This window comes from Chryseolinea soli (assembly GCF_003589925.1).
Classification (GTDB): domain Bacteria; phylum Bacteroidota; class Bacteroidia; order Cytophagales; family Cyclobacteriaceae; genus Chryseolinea; species Chryseolinea soli.
Genome location: NZ_CP032382.1, coordinates 4,793,154 through 4,810,811 on the forward strand (window position 1 = coordinate 4,793,154; position 17,658 = coordinate 4,810,811).

Here is a 17,658-nt window from a genome sequence, read left to right on the forward strand (position 1 = left end):
ACATTACGGTTGGGCGTTCCTGATCTTACTATTCTTCTTGCCGTATAAAAAATAAATAGCCAACCCGATCAACAGCCAAACGACCAGCCTGATCCAGGTGTCACGGGGAAGGGATATCATCATGGCCACACATGTAATGATGCCCAATATCGGCACAACAGGAACCCAAGGGGTGCGGAACGCGCGGGGCAGGTCCGGCTGTCGGTATCGCAGGATGATCACCCCCAAACATACCATGATGAACGCCAGCAACGTTCCAATGCTCGTCATTTCACCCACGACACGGATGGGAACGAAGCCAGCAAACAGACTAATGAAAAGTCCAAGAAGCATGTTGCCCTTATAGGGCGTTTGAAATTTAGGATGAACATGCGAAAAAAGGTTGGGCAAAAGACCATCGCGGCTCATGGAAAAGAACACACGCGACTGCCCCAGGAGGTCGACAAGGATCACGGAAGTATACCCAATGATGATGGCCAGGATGATGGCCTGTGCCATCCACCCGTACGGCGTTTTTTCGATAGCGATGGCGACAGGCGCTGCGCTGTCTTTAAACTCGGTGTAGTGTGCGAGTCCCGTCATCACAAAGCTGAATACACCAAAGAGCAAAGTGCAGATGATCAGCGAGCCGATGATGCCGATGGGCATGTTACGTTGCGGATTTTTTGCTTCTTGCGCCATGGTGGCCACAATGTCGAAACCGATAAAAACAAAGAACACGACGCCGGCGCCCCGGAAGATGCCGCTCACCCCAAATTCGCCGAACGTGCCGGTGTTTGCCGGAATGTAAGGAACAAAATTGTTGGGGTTGATGTAGTTCCAACCCAGAGCGATAAAAACGATCACCACGCCGATCTTCAGGGAAACGACGATGATGTTATATAAAGCCGATCCTTTTGTACCCCGGATAATAAGCGCCGTGATGAAGACGACGATGAGCACGGCGGGAATATTGATCCACCCTGTAACGACACTCCCGTCCGGAAGGGTCACCGTTTCGAAGGGAGAATGGAGCAGTTGCGCGGGTAGATAGATGTTGTATTTGCTTAGAAACCGAACCAGGTATTGCGACCAACTGATGGCCACGGTCGCGGCACCCACGGAATATTCCAATACAAGGTCCCAGCCGATGATCCATGCGAAAAATTCTCCGAGCGTCGCATACGCATAGGTGTAGGCGCTTCCTGCCACGGGCACCATAGACGCAAACTCCGCGTAACACAAGGCGCTGAAAGCGCAACCTATAGCGGCAATGATGAATGATAGCGTAACGGCAGGTCCGGCGTGATTGGCAGCGGCAATGCCCGTGAGGGAGAAAAGACCAGCACCTATGATCACCCCAATCCCAATGGCGATGAGGTTGATGGCCCCCAGACTTCTTTTCAGGGTTTGTGTACCCGTTTCGGCGGCTTCACGCTGGAGGGCTTCTATGGATTTCCGGATCATGCTAAATGACGTTCGCGGCAAAAATAGTCTATAAAACCGATAGACTTATAATTTTTTTTCATTTTGAATGACAGCGTGCGCAAGTGACGGTGTATGGAAGAATGACAATATTTTGCCTGGCGTGGGGAGGACGGTACTATTTTTTGTTTTTTCTATATTACTCCCTAAATCCTTCTGAATCATGAAGCCTTACTTGTTAATTCTTTTTATGTCTATGACCCTTTATGCTTTCGGCCAGAAAACCATTTCCTTATACGAGGGCCAGATCCCCAACAGCAAACCCAGTGCAGACAAAGAAAAAACCTCGATCCATGACGGGATCACCGTGGTCGATCAGATATCCAAACCCACCCTCAGCATTTATCTGCCCAGTGAAAAATCCGCGACAGGTGCGGCCGTTATTATTTATCCAGGCGGCGGATACTGGGTCAACGCGATAGCCCATGAAGGCGTGGACGTAGCAAAGAAGTTGAATAACATGGGCATTGCTGCCTTCGTCCTTAAGTACAGAATCCCAAGCGATGAAACGATGGAGAATCGCGAAATCGGCCCACTGCAGGATGCACAGCAAGCCATCCTCACGGTTCGGCAGCGTGCACAGGAATGGAAGATCGACCCAAAGCGAATCGGCATCATGGGCTTTTCCGCCGGAGGTCACCTGGCGTCAACGGCAGGTACACACTATACGAGCCCTGTCATTGACAATCCAACCAAAACCAGCTTGCGGCCGGATTTTATGATCTTGGTTTACCCCGTGATCAGCTTCCAGGACAGCATTTGTCACAAGGGATCGCGGGAGCAGCTTATTGGAAAGACGCCTTCCCAGGAAAAAATCAATTGGTATTCCAACGAGTTGCAAGTGACCCCTGACACACCACCCACGTTCCTTGTTCACGCTAGTGACGATGACGTGGTGAAGCCGGAGAACAGCATTGTTTTCTATGAGCACCTTATTCGCCACAAAGTACCGGCCGAATTGCACGTCTACCAAAATGGTGGCCACGGCTTTGGACTCGTCAATAAGACCACCGACGATGTGTGGCTTGATCGCTGCAAAGCATGGCTGTCCGCCAACGGTTGGTTAAAGCAAGTATCTGCAAAATGAACATTCAACACCTGTTATGGAAATCGTAATTACAGACGGTTACACCCTCAATCCCGGTGATCTAGATTGGGGTGAGATACAAGCGTTGGGAAACGTGCACTATCACGACCGAACGGCACCAGAGGACATAACGGACCGATGCCGCCATGCCGAAATCATCGTAACGAATAAAACGCCGATAAACACCCAGATCGTTCAGCAAGCAACTAAACTGAAGCTGATCGCCGTAACGGCTACAGGGTACAACATAATTGACGTTGCCGCTGCACAGGCCAAAGGGATTGCCGTCTGCAACGTGCCAGCTTACGGTACTGATTCTGTGGCGCAACATGCCATAGCGTTAATGCTGGAGCTCACTAATCACGTTGGTGAGAACAGTCTCAGCGTACGCCAGGGCGAGTGGTCCATGGCGAAGGATTGGTGTTACTCGGTCAGTCCATTGATTGAACTCAGCGGGAAGGTTTTCGGGATAGTAGGCTTTGGAAGAATCGGTCAGCGCACGGCCGCTATAGCGGAGGCTTTTGGCATGAAGGTTATTTTCTACAGTCCATCAAAAAAATCATTACCTGTGAAGCAAGTATCACTGGAAGCGCTTTTCCGCGAAAGCGATTTCATATCCCTGCATTGCCCGCTAACGCCAGACAACGTTGGCTCTGTGAACAAGGGCTTGCTTTCGCTCATGAAACCGACGGCGTTTTTGATCAATACCTCACGCGGCCAACTCATCAATGAAATGGATCTGGCCGCAGCATTGACACAAGGAACGTTAAAAGGAGCGGCACTCGACGTACTGAGCCAGGAGCCTCCACCACCGGGTCATCCGCTGACGGGCTTGAAGCAATGTATCATCACACCGCATACGGCCTGGCTCAGTGTGGAGGCACGGAGGAGAATATTGACTACCACCATTGAAAATATAAAGAGCTTTCTCGCGGGCTCACCGAGAAACCTCGTGACCGGGCGATAAGACTACGCTTCAGATACAAGTTATCTTAAAGAACAAGAGACAAGAGGTATACCATAAGCAAAGTTGTAAGACCCATGCCAACCGTAGCCACCGTGTAAACTTTCAGCATGGGCTCCATCGCCACACCACCGAATCGCGAGATCACCCAGAAGTAGGCATCGTTGGCATGCGAGATCATCATAGACCCACCACCCATTGCCAGCACGCACAAGAGTTTACCGTTTTCGGTGTCCATGCCCAATGCCGGAAGCAGCGGAAAAATAAGAGAAGCCGCTGTAAGAATAGCCACCGTGGAGGAACCTTGTGCGGTCTTTAATAAAAATGTCAGCAAAAACGGAAACAAAATGCCGAGGTGCTGGAGCGGAAGTACGTCGCTGAAATGATCGCCGATCTTTGTGGCCGCGAGCACATGGCCAAAGGCTCCGCCAGCACCGATGATTACTAAAATGCCACCAGATTTCTCCACGGCTTCGCGCAGTATGACGGAAACAGTCTCCCGATCGCGATTTCCTTTTCCGATAAAACAAAGTACGATGCCAATGACCAGGGCGATAGAAGGATCACCAACAAACGCGAGGGCTTGAGCGAACGACGAAGTTTGGGTCGGCTTCACCAAAAAAGATTTCAAGCCGATCAGAAATATGGGGACCAGCAAGGGGAGAAGCGATGAAAGGACGTTGTAGTGCTTTGCCGGGATTTTGGCTTCAACGCTTTCAGTCTCTTCGGAAAATGCGGCTGACTTTCCTGCGTATACCGCCCATCCATAGCCAACAAGCATGGCGGGCAAGGCAACGAGGACTCCAAAAAGCAATACTCTCCCAAAATCGACGCCGATGATTCCGGCGGCGGCGGCCGCGCCAGGGTGAGGCGGGATGAGGCAATGCACAGCGTATAGTCCAGTGGCCAGACATACCGAGACCGACGCTGCAGCAAGGCCGGCTTTGCGTGCCAGTGAGTTGCCGAGACCGCTCAGCACGATGAATCCGGAATCGCAAAAGATGGGCATGCCCACAATGAACCCCGTTATGCTCATCGCGAATGCAGCATGACGAGCGCCGACCCTCTTCAAAATGAAGTTTGCTATGGCGGTGGTCCTCCCCGTGCGCTCCAGTATGATCCCCAGGGTGGTTCCCAGCACGATGATAAAGCCCAGCGATTTCATGACCTGGCCAAAACCATCTTTCATGATGCCGAGCACCTCCGTTGCGGGGAGTTGCGCGCCAATACCCAGGAGAACAGAAACCAGGGAAAGCGCAAAGAAAGGATGGACCTTAAGTCTGGTGGTGAGATATACAATAAGGGCAATACCACTCAGCAGGAGTGCGAGCTGAATGTAGAATGGATGGATCATAGCGGATGTACAGGTTACCTAAAAATAAGATTGAAACCGCACTTTTGCCTTATCCGCTGTTTTTTTTATCCTGGAAATAAAGAACTCCGGCTGGAATTTTCTGCCGGAGTTCTGGGAAGATCAGGCATATCGCCAGATATAGCCTTTGGTCTGGTGATGAATGCCACGCGCCACCAGGATGATCTCCTTCTGGCCGCAGCCTGTTTTCTGTGAAGCCTCACGGATGCTTTCGTAATGTCCCATTAGCTTGCCTTTTATGGAGTACTGCTTCACCGGCAGACGGCGCGTATAGCCACCGTAGTTTTTCCATTTCGAGCGGTCTGCCGTTTTTAGATAAGAATCGGCGCGCTCACGGATGAATACCCGCTGACTCTTCTCGCTTTTGGTGACCAGCTTCAGGTTCTTGACACAGTTGTTATAGCCGTCGCCATCTTTGTTGATGACGTACATGCCGTCGTCTTCGTAATTTATTTCACGTACAAAAGTGCTGTAAATCACGCGTCGGGTGTTGAAATAAAATTGATACCCTTCCTTGGATAACGACACGCGTAGATCGATCATGGGTTCGCCGGTCTTGATGTTTCGATTCTTGGCAATCGACTGGCTGAGGATTCTTCCGGCTACAAACTGTTGATTCAGCCGGGGATGTGGAATTACCCTATCGAGTGATTTGATTCTTCCCATATTGGATGCTTTATAAAAGCCTTCGAACCCGGGAATGTCTTTCCACCGTTCACCTTTAATGCTAACGAGGGATTTGTCTTGGAAGGAATACTTTAACTTTGCCATAATAAAATAATTGTTAAAACTGGTTATAGGAATGAATTGAGGCACTGAGGTTTCTAAATCCGCAGATGAAATAGCGAAGCCGATAGCCATCGCCTGCGGGGAAGGAGATAGTGGATTTTTCTCATAAGCAGGTTGGATTAGCGTCGGGACTTTCGGGCTCTATCGCTTGAGGTTCATCGTGGACGGCCAACGAATTGACCTGGCCGATCCATTGATAGTTTACGTCGCGCTGCTTTTTCTTTCTTCCCTGGAGAATTACTTCGGACATAATCTCGGATTCGATCTTGCTGACCAGACCCACCTTGCTGTATAAACTCAGGGTGCGTCGCGCGACGGATGTATTGATCTTTGTCTCCCACCGCAGGTCTGACACGAGTTGCTGAACGGTGAACGGCGCCTTAAATTGAATGATGCTCCGCAAACAAAGGAGACGTAGCGGCGTGATGGGGATGCCATTACTGTTTAGGATTTCTTTTACAATAAGCAGGTTTTTCATAGGTTGGTTATTAGGCATTTCTATTGGTTGTGCAGCGATTATTCTTGTTTATCCAGCCAAACCTCGGGGTAAAAGGCTTTAAGATCTTTGCATATTTTTTTCGCCAGCCACACATCGGTTGTACTTTCATAACTCACCAGGTAATAGCCGTTCCGTTTTCCAAGTTTCGACACGGCGTGTCCTCGAATCAGTTGCTCGGCGACCAGTTTGTCTGCATTGTTTTCGAATCGAAAGGCGCCGATAATGACGTGATAGACCGAGACGCCTTCAGTGCCTTTCCGGGCTTCCTCTATCGCAGAGGCGTCAGATAATCCCGAGACTGGGACGGATAGTGATGGCGAATTTTTTGAGGATGCCGATGTACTGCGGGAAACAGAATCGGCGCGGACGCGTCTTGCGCTATCGATGGCAACGCCGGTCGCTGGATGCCCTCCAGGAATGGGCAAACTCAATCGGATCAGGACTAGCCCCACGACAATGAGCGGAATGGCTACCCGAATAAATTTCAAGGGGCGAGAAGAATCTCTAAAATTCTTTTTTGCCCCCGCAAAAGCAGTTGAACCGTGAGGCGCTTCTTTTAACGTTTTAGAACCATCGTGAGTGATCTCAGAATGCTCCGTGCACGATGACGATGATAAAGCCTCATTGCTGTCATCACACTCGCTGGCTTCCTCAATATTCGCATTCAATTTCTCTTGTTCTTCTTCTTTCGGATCGCTTAAGTGGGGTACTTCACCATTGTCATCTCTCTTCTTAGGTTGTTCCGGCAGTTCGCTGAGGGCATGGGCGTTGGATAGGGCCAAAAAACGCGCATATTCTTTTTCGTTGAGCAGTTCCAATCGGTTATCCACATAGCAGAAAATACCCAACTCCTTTATTTCAAACCTTCCGCCGCTGCGAAGACCGTTTTGTATGTCTTCGATGAATCCATGAATCGTCGCTTGGGACTCCTCTTCCGACAACATTTCAATTTTTGTGAGATATGAGGAAAGTATACCATCGTCATATTTTATGAATTGATTGAAGAACAGAGATTGGGAAAAATCCTGTTGTTTGATGATTGCTCCCAACGTTGGCAGATTTACCCTGTTGTTATGCTTCAGCAGAGATAGAATAGCACGCGTAATCATTGAATATTTTTTTGTCAATCTTTCTCAAATCGAGCGCCAAAGAAAATCTTTGAATTTTCACTCTAATCGAATAGCCTTTTTGGGAAAACGACGAAATATCGTTGGCCCAACGAAATTGCTACCGGTCATAGCCGTTGTAATGGCGGCGCGAGTATGCTCTTGCGGGTCATGGAAATACCTCGTCGTCGAGCGTTGAATGAAGCCAATAACATTGTCATCTTAGTCTCGTGTGATTTCTATTTCGGTTCGCTCATTGCCTTTAAACTGCTCGCTTTGCTTTCCATAGATCGGTTTCTTGTCGCCCCATGGTTTTATTTGAATGCGCTGAGTGTCGATGCGCTGGCTGCGCAGGTATTCACGGATCAACTCCCCACGCATCTGCGATAGTTTCTTTCCCGAGCCGGACGTGGGCACTGCTTTTGATAAATCGAAAAAATCTCCCTTGTTTCCGCGTGCCATCAGCTTTCGCTTATCGCCGAAGTAGGTATGCACGTGGATGATGATCTTGTACTTTTTGTTTTCATTCATCATCTCCGTGAGCCGGTTCAATTCCTCTGCCGATTCTGGCGAGAAAATGGCGGCTTGATCAGGAAACGTCACGTTCAGATTAGCGATGTCGCCCTTCTTGAGCCGCTCCAATTCAAAAGATATTTCCTTAGGAGAGTTTTGCTTTTCAAGGTCAGACGCATCGAATTTCCGGATGACCTTGCGATAACCGAAAATGTCGGCGACAAACGTGATGTTGTCGATGTTGTGAATAATTTCTTTTAAACTCGACGGAGTGTTTGTTTGATAAACACCGACCATCGTTGCCGATTGCTTATCCAGAGCTCTGACCGTTCCGTTCACGGGTTTTTGATCGATCCAGCGAAAAGCTTTCAGAACGATGCTTGAGGCATCTTTCGACATTTGCAACGAAGAAGGATTTTTTAGGGAATCCTGCGCAGGCGTTGGCTTTGCCGCGATATTTAAGCGCTCTCGCGTACTGGGGTCGACGTCCTGAGCATGATCACGATCCTCCAAGGACGAGAGAGAGGGCACGCCGAATGTGCCGTGATATACCCAGGTCTTTCGCAGGTCCTGCCGGCTCTGCAGCTCCACCGCCATGCCATAGGCCTCTTCGCGTACCAATGTTTTTAGCACGTAGACATAAAATAGTTGTCGCTTGTAATTGAAGGCATACTGCGCAGTATAATGCCATTGAGCCGCGGCTTGTTCAATTAACCTATGGGCATTCGCTTCAACGGAAAACGCACCAATCACAACGTAGTAAGGCATATTGTCCTCGATGGGATCTTCGTGTGTGGCGGCTTTAACGGATGATGTGTGGCCCTCGAGTAGTGCGACAGAACACAAAAAGCTTGAAAGGAGCAGGTGCATAAAGACGGATATGCACTTTATTTTGTATTTCATGATATGGAAATTTGATTGCATTGAGGGATTTTGAACGACTGTGTAAGCGCGATGTGTAAGCTGCGTCCGCCACCAACGTCATTAAAGATGATTCTGAAGAGTTTTTGATCGATGAGCATAACTACAACGTTTGACGCGCATAACGCGGCCCGCCACGCAGAAACTCACTGTCTAGGAGAATAGAGAATAAATTTTTTGAGACGGGGTCAGTCTTTAAAATGACATTCTTTTTTGCGGAATGCTCTGCCGCCGACATGGGTGAGTCCTCGTTGCGGATGATCACAATCAAAACTTCGTCAGCTGGCAATTCTTTTACATTTATCTCAGGTTGATTTATAGCAGACTGATGCTTGTAAAAAAGACCGGTCATCAGGTCGCCATCGCGCCCCTGTTGGATGGATTGCGTAATCAGCGATTTTTTCAGTGCAAATTCACAATGTCTTTTTTGCGTGCAAAGAGTTTTGGATAAAGCAAAATAGATGGGTTGATTCGTGCGGGTATGAAGTAGGTAATAGAGCAGTTCGCGGCCGCGCGCATCGTGCGTTAGAAAGCCTCTCAAGTCCAATTGTTCTTCTGCGTTTGGGAGGTTGGATTGAATAAGAAAGGCTTTTCCTTCGATTACCTTTTCTGAATAGACGATAATTTTATGCTCCTTAGAAGAGGCTAATGATCCTCCGTCTTGGGTGCGTTTCTTTAACGGAGGATTTCCCTGGGCGAGGATCTGGCCCAGCAAACAAAAATAAAATAGCAGTGATCTCATTAATATTTTTTTGAAGTTTGAATCACTCCTGCCAACTACCGGGCCAATTTGAATCTTGAAATTTGAACTGATTTCGAAGGTTTAAAAACGAGAGCCGACGAAATTCCGAAAGACCGACGAAATATCGTCGGCAGGTAGCCGGCCAAGGAGGCGTCGGTAAAAAGTAGAGAAAGCCGTTTCGCTACATTTTGTATATTTTTAAGCGACCCTGTTATACATGTTTGTTGAACTTGACCTTTTCTTTCATGAAAAGCGGTATAAGACATATGATGAGGAGACCGGTGATGGCCATTATTTATTTTTGCACGCTCACCAACGTCCTTTATACAGTTTTAACAAGGGAAAGTCATTGGGTGCCGGTCATGGGGTTGTGGTTAATAGTGACCATCGCGCTTCTCTTCTTACTGTATCGCGGACTTCAGAAAAATGTGGGAATTCAAAGGACACTCGCGCGCCGCGACAGAACAATCATTCTGCAGAGAAATGAATTGGAAACACTTGCCAAAAGGGTGAGGAGGACCTTTATAGAATTGCGTGAAATGCAATCACAGCTCATACAGGCCGAAAAGATGGCCGCACTGGCGCAACTCACAGCGGGTATTGCACACGAGCTGAACAATCCCATCAATTTCATTATGGGCGGCGTGCAGGGATTGAAAACACAACTGGATTTTGTCAGCGCTAACGAGGAGATGAAACAAAAGCTGGAAAACATCCCTGCCATAGCCGAGATGCTGGGAGATATGGAGTTATTTGCCAATGCCATTGAAGCCGGCGCTGTTCGTTCGGCCAAGATCGTGGAAGAGTTGGTTAATTTCTCTTTTCAAGACAATCAATATCTGTCGTATGTGAATCTTCGTAGCTATCTCGATTCCGTGCTAATATTGTTAGGTGGCCACCTTGGCGATCGGATAAAAGTTTATAAGAATTTTGGGACAATTCCGATGGTTGAATGCAATATTGGCGAGATCAACCAGGTATTTGTGAACGTCCTTATGAATGCCATCCAGGCCATTCAAGACGTAGGCGATATCACTGTGACTACTTGCGTTCAAAAATCAGGTTTTGTCAACGTGATCATCCGCGACTCTGGTTGCGGAATCCCGGACGCTATAGCGGAAAGAATATTCGATCCGTTCTTTACTACCAGGGAAGTGGGCAAGGGTACGGGGCTCGGATTGTACATTTCCTACAAGATCATTCAAAACCATCACGGCCATATCTTCTTTAACAGCGAACCAGGCAAGGGAACGGAATTTACAATAAGCATTCCGGTCACCCGGGATGAAAGACATCCAGGAATTATCGATTCAGATAAAGATCTACGGAATCTTTTCCAATGCCCCCGCTGGCGTCCGAAATGCTGAGACGCACGCGGTACCAGTCTTGATGCCGCAGTTGTTCTTTTCTGGAAATCTCAAGTGTGAAGCTTTTTGTACCCTGAACCATTTTGGTTTGAATAATCTTTTTTCTGTGATGGAGTTCGATCTCCCAACAATACCATTGATTGGGCATGCTGCCTTCTTCTTCGTCCTCGCCATATCCAAACACTTCAATGCGCTTGTCCTTAACATCGGGAATGAAAATCCAGACAGCCGGTTTTTTGTCTTTGTGGATAGGCAGGGGTTTCGAAGGCTCGGGCCGCGGAGACGTTATCAACGGGACGGGGTTTTGCGAGGAACGGTGAATCGATTCTTTGCCATTCAGAACTAATCCTGGCAGAAGACTCACCATATAATAACAAATTGCTTTGAATTGCATCGGCAGAAGATTTAGTCGTCGCATGTTACAGGACGTTACTGCAAGAGAAATGCAGTCTCTTCAGGCTTTCGGTATTAACGGTGTAGCTGGATAATTTTTCGGTGAAACAAATCTAGTCTACCCGTTGACCGGCTGGAAAGAAAAATAAAAAATAATTGTATGAAAACTTAAACTGCAAAATCTTTTCAGTGAGGCATTTGATATTGCATAGAAATTACGGATTCCTCCACGGCATCTTATCATCCTAGCATAACAGGGAAGGGAGGAACCGTAATTTTTCTGCAAAAGGATACAGGCGCTTTAGCCGAGGTTAAACAGTCTAGCTCTAGAGGGTCAGCTAAACTGAGATCGAAGCTAAGCGCTTGTATTCTTTTTATATTTTCTACCCTTCATACTTTTCGATACTGTACTACCGCTCTTTTGCATAGCGGGAGACAGTGGTATGCCAACGCATAGCCACTCTTGTGGCCCAGCCGACTAAATATAGTCGGGCCAACGATATTTCGTTGGCTCATGGGGTGTCACACCCCGAATCCACGTTAATTTCGCGGTTTCTTTATGGCATGCAATTAGAACGGGGTTCAGAAAAATTTAAAACTTTATGACCATTGCAAAACACATCAACCTGCTGGAAAGACTCGACGATCTGATCCGTAAGAAAGCTACGGGGACTCCCGACGACCTGGCCAAAAGACTGAACGTCTCAACCCGTACCATCTACAATTATCTTCACGATCTGAGAAGCATGGGGGCGCCGGTGGCCTACGACTATCGTTTACAAAGCTACTATTATAAAGTGGATAGCTCGATTATTAAGGAGCGAATGAAATTTAGTTATTGACGCGTTAATGAAAGCTATGCCAAAGAAGATCATCATTCTTCTGGTGCTTATCATTTCTGCGCTTCTGATCTGTATGTTTCCCTGAACGTTTCCCAATAGCCTGAGGGCTGGGGAAACGTGCATGGGAAAAGGCCAGTGCGGAAACGTATTTCGTTATCCACGGAAGCAATCGTGCTGGTCCCTCTGGGAAAAACATTCCGTTCCCGTTATTGAAGCTGGAAAAGCAGATCATGCGTGTGCAGTCCCTACTTTCCTACGCGCTATCGTAAACATTTGTGTAATCAATTTATATGGTGCAAAGATGTCAATTGTTTCCGGTGACCTCCGTAGAGCATTGGGCCGGGCTGCGACAACAATTTCATCGATATCTCGCGCAGGAATTGGTGGCAACACGAACATTGCGCCTGGACTTGGAAGCCGAGAAAGCCTTTACATTTATTTCTGTCGCTCATCATTGGCCCGATTTCAAATTTCATGGGATTTGGCAATTAAGTCCATGTGGCGACCATCTAAAATTTCAGAGCAATTGCGGAAGCGGAACGTTAACTGTAGAAGTGAAAGAACAGGAGTTGCGGATCGACTACTCCATTTTTTTCGAGCACGAGGATCGCTACGAAGTTGGAATTCGATTTTTGACGATAAGCAAAGGGGCGTGCGATCTGGTGATGTCAATCACAAAACCCAGAAGAATGCCGATCAGTTATTTTGAAAATAAACTAACTCAGCTCGATGAAGGTCTGGAAAGATTGAGACGGATTTTAGAGGGTTAGTCGCGGTGACGAGGACTGGGCCCACGATACTTTAAATGTTTCCCAGCACTGCAAGAGCCTTGCAGTACGGAGAGATACTTTAGCCTAATGAAGAAAGTCATTTTGGTTTTTACGATCGCGCTTCTTTTTGTAGCGGTGGAATTGAAGGCCCAGCTCAACCAATATGCGCAATACTATGTTGCGCCGGTATGGCTCAATCCCGCACATGTTGGGCTTGTCGACGAGGTGGAGATTACGGCACAATACCGAGAATCAAAACTGAGTGGGTATCAATTTCCTTCCTTGTCTGCAGCATATCCGTTTTTTAATAAGACAACGCGTCTAAAACAAGGGGGATTCGGTATGGGATTGGCACAGGAGCAATTCGGACCGGATAAGATTTATGTCGTCACACAATGGGTAGGGGGTTTTTCTTACAATGTTCCCATCACCGCACATCATTTTATCAGCGCCGGCTTGCAAAGTGGATTGGTGAACCGGAAAGTAGATCCCACCAAAGTGACCACCGACAATCAATATCTTTTTGGATCGTTTGATCCGGGGCGGCCGCCCGGAGAAAACTTTGTGAATACCAGCACCAATATTGTAATAATCAACAGCGGCTTTTCGTGGTCTATGACCGACGAATTAGACAGACAAAAAGCCTATCTGGGCATAGCCTTTTTTGGAATGAATACACCGCGCGCTAAGCTTCTGCAAGACGCCGCGCGTGATCGCGTGCTCTATAGCGTCTCGGGCGCCGTCCAGGTTCCCGTGCGGGGTACGGCTTTCACATGGCTGCCGAATTTTCGTTGGATCATCCGGGGGAATTTGTCATTTGCCAACATCGGTCAGCGCTGGCATTACACGTTTGGGGCTGGCAGCCCGTCGTTCATCGGTCTCGGGCTTTGGTATAACACGAACAAAATTGCCGTTTCCAATCTTGAGTATGGAACAAACCGTTTCCTTCTGGCGCTGGCCTACAATGGCAGTCTCACGAAAAATGCGCCGATACCTGCCGTCAGTAGCGCTTGGGAGGTGGCATTTACCTGGAGGATCAAAAGAAATACATTGGGCAAACACACAACTATAGTAGAAACACCACCATTGCAAGACGTTCCGAGGCCGCAGGAGCCCGCAACGGTTCAAGCGAGCCCGAAAGAAGCCCCGCAAGCACCAGTCGTTCCGCGTGAAGAACCGATGCCGATTACACAGCCTAAGGAGCAAGATCTCTCGATGGCGGCCACTCCAATAGTAAAAGACAGTTCCCTGACAAAGGAAGAGAAAAATCTCTTAGAACGGAAAGTTGGATTTGCCTTGAACAGCTATGCTGTTGGCAAGGAGGGTCAGGAATTTTTGGACAGCCTGGCGCAAATCCTGAAAGCACATCCGGAAGTGCGCATTAGAATCACGGGGCATACGTGTACCATCGGATCAAGGAGAGCCAACTTCACAGTATCACACAAGCGGGCAGAAAGTGTCAAGGCAATTCTACTAAGGAAAGGAGTGCCTCCCGGTCAACTCGTGGCGGTTGGCATGGATTTCCAACGTCCCTTGAACGCGAATCAGACCGAAGCTCAGCGGGCTAAAAATCGCAGAGTGGAGTTTGAACTTCTGGAGAATTAGCGTGCAATATTTTGTGAGTTTTATGTTGCTAACGAGGAAAAAAATGATGTATATTCAGTGAGCCCGTTGAAAAGCATCCATAGGTTTTTTTGAAAAAATTGATCATGTATAAACCCTTATCTGAGCTAACGGGTGGAAACGTACACACCCAATTCACGGAGAAAGTAATACGGTCTCCCTTGCCCGTGGTCGTGGAATTTTTTAAGAACAATAGCGGGACATCCTTTTTAGTAGACTCCATCCTCGCCGAATTTGTAGAGCCCTTACAGGAGAAGGCGGTATTCTATAAAGTGAACATAGACAAACATCAGCTCTTTAACGAACTGTATCACCTCAATGATCTTCCATCCGTTTTGCTGTTTAGAAAAGGCTCTATACGCGGCTATCTGGCTGGGCCCTTTTCGCGGACCAAGTTCATCTCCAACATTATCAATAACCTGGATGAATAAGAAAAGGCCATGCGGCCGTGGCGAGCCGGTGTTACAGGAAGTAAGGCCTTTGAGTATAAACCTTGTTATTCAGAAAGTCAAAGAGTACAAATCCAATGGCAGCCTCATGTGTATTGCCCAATATGCTCGGGGATGTGCTGATTTCGTACGAATAGTTGACAAAAAATTTTGAGAACGTAAAACCCAGAAGCGCGGCGATCGATCCAGACGATCGGTACGTGCCGCCCAACCAAATCTCTTTATCGTAGCGAAATTTAGTCGAGGCATCCCAATAATAGGCGTCACCTTGCTTGCGCGCGAGTCCGGTGGCATAGAGCTGGAAACGCTGACTTAAATTCATGTTGAAACCTAGCTGGGCCGTCTGAATATTGCTGTAGGTTACGGGAAGTGTAGAGAGGTTCAGCTTTTGACCGGCCAACGAGAAATAAGCATAGCCAACGTAGAAGTGCTCTCCATACAAGGAAAAGCCTGCATTGAGATCAAGATTGTTTTGTTGCGACAGTCCACCGAGCAGGCCCTTGTAAACAGGGTCGTCAATGTTCCGTGGAATCAACTTGTTGGGATCTAATCGAAGCGCCTGATACATCACCTGCGTTCCAAGCGATGCATATAAGGATCTGCTGAGCGGCAGGTGGTAGGCATAGCCGGCGCTGGCGGATGTGCCGGAATAGGGTCCGTACGAATCCTGCATAACAAAAAGTGAAACCCCTTTTTTTGCATGACCGGCAAACGTAGCGTCATCGGTCTCGTAGAGCTTTGACTTGTTGCGCAGTGCGTCCAGGTTGATATTGAGCCCCGCGTAATTGCTTTTCGGACCGTCGGGTAATTTTGCCAAACTCTGACGTGTTCCGATCTTCAGGTCCAGGTAGTTTTCGATGCCGCTAAAGGCTGGATTGAATGTGTACGGTACCGTATAATTTTGCACAAGTTGAAAGGGCAATTGGGCGTGCACCATACAGGCGACACCGAGTAATGCCGATGTTAAAAGAATGGTTCTCATGAGAGGGTCATTGATGAAGCAGTGTTATAAAACCTTTATTTACTTGTTGTCCATTGTTTAATTTTATGATATAGATGTAGGTTCCTGAAGGAAGCAATTTGCCATTGCTGGATCCGTCCCATTCCGATTCGGGAGTGTAATGTGAGGAGGAGAAAACTTTTTTCCCAGACGTATCGAACACCTCTACAGAGTGGTTGGGATAGTTTTCCAAGTTGAGAATGTTCCAGGTTGGATTGTAGGTGTCACCATCGGGGGTAAAGAGTGTGGGGATATCCAGCGCGGGCCCTGGAGCTTCGTCAAATTTCACCTCGACAATGTTAGAGTAAGACCGGAGTGCTCCTTTGTATGAAAAGACCTTGTAGTAGTAGGTCGTTCCAAGGGTGACATTGCTATCGCTATAGCTGTTGCCGGTAACGCTGGAGATCGGTGTAAACGCATTCATGCCGTTTTCCGATCGCTCTATACCAAAGCCTTCTTCATCGTTCGAAACATCAGTCCACGTTAACACGATAGCGGTCTTTCCTTGTGCTTTGGCGACGAGATCCAGCGGGGCAATTGGAGGGATCATCGCGGGATCGATGGGTGGCGTTGCTGAAGCGATGTTGGAATTTTCGGAAGTTTCATCTGCACGAAAGGTGATAACGCGGTAATAGTAGATTTGCCCGGATGTCAATCCGCCTTCCTCGTATGTTTGGATGTTTGGCCCGGTGCGTATAAGCTCTGAAAAGTTGACTCCGTCTGTCGATCGTTCAATGATGTAACCCTCTTCGTTAATGCTGTTATCGTCCCAGGTAAGGTGAATGGAAGAGAATGAGGTTGCGGTAGCCGTTAAATTTGTAGGTGGGTCAGGATGTTTTGAAGCGGATTCGTAGAAAACGATATCGCCGTTCGTTCCATTGAAAACGAAAAGATCTTCATCGCCGTCGTCGTCGATGTCGACCAGGTCGAGACCAATATTTTTCAGCGTCTTTTGACCGTATGTGGTTGTGAAATGGAACGGATCGATAAGGGGATCTTTGAAATACGGTGTGATGCCTACCGGCGTATTTTCGAAGAAGAGCAAATGTCCGTCATCCAATCCAAAAAAGATATCTAAGTCGCCGTCAGCGTCGAAATCGGAAGATTCAATGAACGAGCGTTGAGCCGGCTTAGGCAGATATGAGAGGTGGAACGGATTGTAGGCACCGGTGGTGTATGCGGGGTTTTTGAGACCTGTGTTGATAAGGTCGTATACGATGTTGGAACCCGGGCTATAGGCGCTCACCAAGCAATCCAGATAGCTGTCCTTATTGAGATCCATCATTTCCGGTTTCATGAAATCTTGTGGCGACGGTGTGACGAGTCCAAAGGGACTATAGTCACTTGCCTGGATCGCGGACCTGAACTTAAATATCAGCGAGTTGCCTATGTTTTCACGCCACAGAAACTTTTTTTTCACGGGATCTCCACCGATCATATCCACATCACCATCATAGTCGATGTCGGCGAGGTCTAAATAAGGAACGGCATAGTTGTAGGTTTTTACACTCTTAAAAGCAGGAGCCTTTGCCGTTCCCTTGTTTTCAAGAACGTATGTGATGTTGCTGGTGAGGTCCGATACGATGGCATCCTGGTCGCCATCGGCGTCCATATCCGCAAAAGCGCCGCAAATCTGATCGCCGGCGAAAAGCTGGAGCCCATACGGATTGGCTACCGGTGTCTTGAACTGTGCAGCAACGGGCAAGGTCACGAAGAACAATCCGAATTCCAAAAAGTGAGTGAGTTTAAGGCGCATG

General features: G+C 47.9%; 16 protein-coding genes. 7 read left to right on the top strand and 9 right to left on the bottom strand.

Annotation, left to right across the window (positions count from 1 at the left end; genetic code table 11):
• Window positions 1-3 precede the first annotated feature (3 nt).
• A complete protein-coding gene (locus tag D4L85_RS20370) occupies window positions 4-1,446 on the bottom strand; it encodes an amino acid permease (protein ID WP_119756036.1) in 1,443 nt (480 codons plus the stop codon).
• Window positions 1,447-1,627: 181 nt separating this feature from the next.
• Here D4L85_RS20370 and D4L85_RS20375 point away from each other — a divergent pair, with 181 nt between their 5' ends.
• A complete protein-coding gene (locus D4L85_RS20375) occupies window positions 1,628-2,551 on the top strand; it encodes an alpha/beta hydrolase (RefSeq protein WP_119756037.1) in 924 nt (307 codons plus the stop codon).
• 16 nt (window positions 2,552-2,567) lie between these two features.
• On the top strand, window positions 2,568-3,518 hold the full coding sequence (locus D4L85_RS20380) for a D-2-hydroxyacid dehydrogenase (protein ID WP_119756038.1): 951 nt from the start codon (window positions 2,568-2,570) through the stop codon (window positions 3,516-3,518).
• 25 nt (window positions 3,519-3,543) lie between these two features.
• On the opposite strand, the gene D4L85_RS20385 is transcribed toward D4L85_RS20380, so the two are convergent.
• From D4L85_RS20385 to D4L85_RS20410, 6 genes are all read right to left on the bottom strand, one after another.
• Window positions 3,544-4,869, bottom strand: coding sequence for a GntP family permease (locus tag D4L85_RS20385; RefSeq protein ID WP_119756039.1), 1,326 nt, complete (start codon window positions 4,867-4,869; stop codon window positions 3,544-3,546).
• Window positions 4,870-4,989: 120 nt separating this feature from the next.
• On the bottom strand, window positions 4,990-5,658 hold the full coding sequence (locus D4L85_RS20390; RefSeq protein ID WP_160143877.1) for an NUMOD4 domain-containing protein: 669 nt from the start codon (window positions 5,656-5,658) through the stop codon (window positions 4,990-4,992).
• A gap of 121 nt (window positions 5,659-5,779) precedes the next feature.
• Window positions 5,780-6,154 carry a hypothetical protein gene (locus D4L85_RS34475; RefSeq protein WP_160143878.1) on the bottom strand — a complete coding sequence of 125 codons (375 nt, stop codon included), beginning with the start codon at window positions 6,152-6,154 and terminating at the stop codon, window positions 5,780-5,782.
• A 38-nt stretch (window positions 6,155-6,192) separates the two neighbouring features.
• Window positions 6,193-7,284, bottom strand: a complete 1,092-nt coding sequence (locus D4L85_RS20400; RefSeq protein WP_119756042.1) for an SPOR domain-containing protein — start codon at window positions 7,282-7,284, stop codon at window positions 6,193-6,195.
• A 219-nt stretch (window positions 7,285-7,503) separates the two neighbouring features.
• Complete coding sequence (locus D4L85_RS20405) at window positions 7,504-8,697, bottom strand: OmpA family protein (protein ID WP_160143879.1); 1,194 nt, start codon at window positions 8,695-8,697, stop codon at window positions 7,504-7,506.
• 121 nt (window positions 8,698-8,818) lie between these two features.
• Complete coding sequence (locus tag D4L85_RS20410; RefSeq protein WP_160143880.1) at window positions 8,819-9,457, bottom strand: hypothetical protein; 639 nt, start codon at window positions 9,455-9,457, stop codon at window positions 8,819-8,821.
• Window positions 9,458-9,723: 266 nt separating this feature from the next.
• Here D4L85_RS20410 and D4L85_RS20415 point away from each other — a divergent pair, with 266 nt between their 5' ends.
• From D4L85_RS20415 to D4L85_RS20440, 5 genes are all read left to right on the top strand, one after another.
• Entirely contained in the window at window positions 9,724-10,824 is a 1,101-nt protein-coding gene (locus tag D4L85_RS20415) for a sensor histidine kinase (RefSeq protein ID WP_160143881.1), read from the top strand.
• 995 nt (window positions 10,825-11,819) lie between these two features.
• Window positions 11,820-12,059, top strand: coding sequence for an HTH domain-containing protein (locus D4L85_RS20425; RefSeq protein WP_119756047.1), 240 nt, complete (start codon window positions 11,820-11,822; stop codon window positions 12,057-12,059).
• A gap of 290 nt (window positions 12,060-12,349) precedes the next feature.
• Complete coding sequence (locus tag D4L85_RS20430; RefSeq protein WP_119756048.1) at window positions 12,350-12,829, top strand: hypothetical protein; 480 nt, start codon at window positions 12,350-12,352, stop codon at window positions 12,827-12,829.
• A gap of 87 nt (window positions 12,830-12,916) precedes the next feature.
• On the top strand, window positions 12,917-14,434 hold the full coding sequence (locus D4L85_RS20435) for a PorP/SprF family type IX secretion system membrane protein (protein ID WP_119756049.1): 1,518 nt from the start codon (window positions 12,917-12,919) through the stop codon (window positions 14,432-14,434).
• Window positions 14,435-14,538: 104 nt separating this feature from the next.
• Window positions 14,539-14,883, top strand: a complete 345-nt coding sequence (locus tag D4L85_RS20440) for a thioredoxin family protein (protein ID WP_119756050.1) — start codon at window positions 14,539-14,541, stop codon at window positions 14,881-14,883.
• A 31-nt stretch (window positions 14,884-14,914) separates the two neighbouring features.
• Here D4L85_RS20440 and D4L85_RS20445 read toward each other — a convergent pair whose 3' ends face one another.
• Window positions 14,915-15,883, bottom strand: a complete 969-nt coding sequence (locus D4L85_RS20445) for a PorP/SprF family type IX secretion system membrane protein (RefSeq protein ID WP_119756051.1) — start codon at window positions 15,881-15,883, stop codon at window positions 14,915-14,917.
• Between the two features lie 7 nt (window positions 15,884-15,890).
• Window positions 15,891-17,657, bottom strand: a complete 1,767-nt coding sequence (locus tag D4L85_RS20450) for a T9SS type B sorting domain-containing protein (protein WP_119756052.1) — start codon at window positions 17,655-17,657, stop codon at window positions 15,891-15,893.
• Window position 17,658 lies beyond the last annotated feature (1 nt).